This is a genomic window from Pontibacillus salipaludis (assembly GCF_014642405.1).
Classification (GTDB): Bacteria; Bacillota; Bacilli; order Bacillales; family BH030062; genus Pontibacillus; species Pontibacillus salipaludis.
In genome coordinates this window covers 1-2585 of record NZ_BMIN01000035.1, presented here as the reverse complement: position 1 = coordinate 2585, position 2585 = coordinate 1, and the positions used below count along the sequence as shown (strand labels likewise).

General features: G+C 52.9%; 1 rRNA gene (running past one end of the window). It reads left to right on the top strand.

The annotated features are described in order from the left end of the window. Positions 1 to 2585: ribosomal RNA gene (locus tag IEW76_RS20650) — 23S ribosomal RNA — on the top strand; its annotated part reaches 362 nt to the left of the window's first position; the annotation flags it as partial.

Below are 2585 nucleotides of genomic sequence, written 5' to 3'. Positions count from 1 at the left end.
AGACAAGATAGATGAATGATCTGGAAAGGTCAGCCGAAGAAGGTAACGGCCCTGTAGTCAAAATCTTGTTTCCTCCGGAGTGGATCCTGAGTACGGCGGAACACGAGGAATTCCGTCGGAATCCGGGAGGACCATCTCCCAAGGCTAAATACTCCCTAGTGACCGATAGTGAACCAGTACCGTGAGGGAAAGGTGAAAAGCACCCCGGGAGGGGAGTGAAATAGAACCTGAAACCGTGTGCCTACAAGTAGTTGGAGCCCGTTAATGGGTGACAGCGTACCTTTTGTAGAATGGACCGGCGAGTTACGATCCCATGCAAGGTTAAGATGAAAAATCGGAGCCGCAGCGAAAGCGAGTCTGAATAGGGCGAAATAGTATGTGGTCGTAGACCCGAAACCGTGTGATCTACCCATGTCCAGGGTGAAGGCCAGGTAACACTGGCTGGAGGCCCGAACCCACGCACGTTGAAAAGTGCGGGGATGAGGTGTGGGTAGCGGTGAAATGCCAATCGAACACGGAGATAGCTGGTTCTCTCCGAAATAGCTTTAGGGCTAGCCTCAAGGTAAGAGTCTTGGAGGTAGAGCACTGATTGGACTAGGGGCCCTCATCGGGTTACCGAATTCAGTCAAACTCCGAATGCCAACGACTCATCCTTGGGAGTCAGACTGCGAGTGATAAGGTCCGTAGTCGAGAGGGGAACAGCCCAGACCACCAGCTAAGGTCCCTAAGTTTATGTTAAGTGGAAAAGGATGTGGAGTTGCTCAGACAACCAGGATGTTGGCTTAGAAGCAGCCATCATTTAAAGAGTGCGTAATAGCTCACTGGTCGAGTGACTCTGCGCCGAAAATGTACCGGGGCTAAACATAACACCGAAGCTGTGGATTGTTCTTACGAACAATGGTAGGAGAGCGTTCTAAGTGCTGTGAAGTCAGACCGTAAGGACTGGTGGAGCGCTTAGAAGTGAGAATGCCGGTATGAGTAGCGAAAGAAGAGTGAGAATCTCTTCCACCGTAAGTCTAAGGTTTCCTGAGGAAGGCTCGTCCGCTCAGGGTTAGTCGGGACCTAAGCCGAGGCCGAAAGGCGTAGGCGATGGATAACAGGTTGATATTCCTGTACCACCTCCTTTCCGTTTGAATGACGGGGGGACGCAGTAGGATAGGGAATCCGCTCCACTGGATGTGAGCGGCCAAGCAGTGAGTGAGATGCATAGGCAAATCCGTGCATCAATCACAAGCTGTGATGGGGAGGGAACTATAGTACCGAAGTTCCTGATTTCACACTGCCAAGAAAAGCCTCTAATGAGGAAAGAGGTGCCCGTACCGCAAACCGACACAGGTAGACGAGGAGAGTATCCTAAGGTGATCGGGAGAACTCTTGTTAAGGAACTCGGCAAAATGACCCCGTAACTTCGGGAGAAGGGGTGCTCCTTCATAGGAGGAGCCGCAGTGAAAAGGCCCAATCGACTGTTTAGCAAAAACACAGGTCTCTGCGAAACCGAAAGGTGAAGTATAGGGGCTGACACCTGCCCGGTGCTGGAAGGTTAAGGGGATGAGTTAGCTTATGCGAAGCTTTGAACCGAAGCCCCAGTAAACGGCGGCCGTAACTATAACGGTCCTAAGGTAGCGAAATTCCTTGTCGGGTAAGTTCCGACCCGCACGAAAGGTGCAACGAATTGGGCACTGTCTCAACAAGAGACCCGGTGAAATTATACTATGCGTGAAGATGCGCATTACCCGCGACAGGACGGAAAGACCCCGTGGAGCTTTACTGTAGCCTGATATTGAATGTTGGTACAGCTTGTACAGGATAGGTGGGAGCCGTCGATACCGGAGCGCTAGCTTCGGTGGAGGCATCCGTGGGATACCACCCTGGCTGTATTGACATTCTAACCCAGGACCGTGATCCGGTCCGGAGACAGTGTCAGGTGGGCAGTTTGACTGGGGCGGTCGCCTCCCAAAAAGTAACGGAGGCGCCCAAAGGTTCCCTCAGAATGGTTGGAAATCATTCGCAGAGTGCAAAGGCACAAGGGAGCTTGACTGCGAGACCTACAAGTCGAGCAGGGACGAAAGTCGGGCTTAGTGATCCGGCGGTACCGCATGGAAGGGCCGTCGCTCAACGGATAAAAGCTACCCCGGGGATAACAGGCTTATCTCCCCCAAGAGTCCACATCGACGGGGAGGTTTGGCACCTCGATGTCGGCTCATCGCATCCTGGGGCTGTAGTCGGTCCCAAGGGTTGGGCTGTTCGCCCATTAAAGCGGTACGCGAGCTGGGTTCAGAACGTCGTGAGACAGTTCGGTCCCTATCCGTCGTGGGCGTTGGAAATTTGAGGAGAGCTGTCCTTAGTACGAGAGGACCGGGATGGACGCACCGCTGGTGCACCAGTTGTTCCGCCAGGAGCACAGCTGGGTAGCTACGTGCGGAAGGGATAAGTGCTGAAAGCATCTAAGCATGAAGCCCACTTCAAGATGAGATTTCCCATCACTTCGAGTGAGTAAGATTCCTTGTAGACGACAAGGTTGATAGGTCGGAGGTGGAAGCGTGGTGACACGTGCAGCTGACCGATACTAATAAATCGAGGGCTTA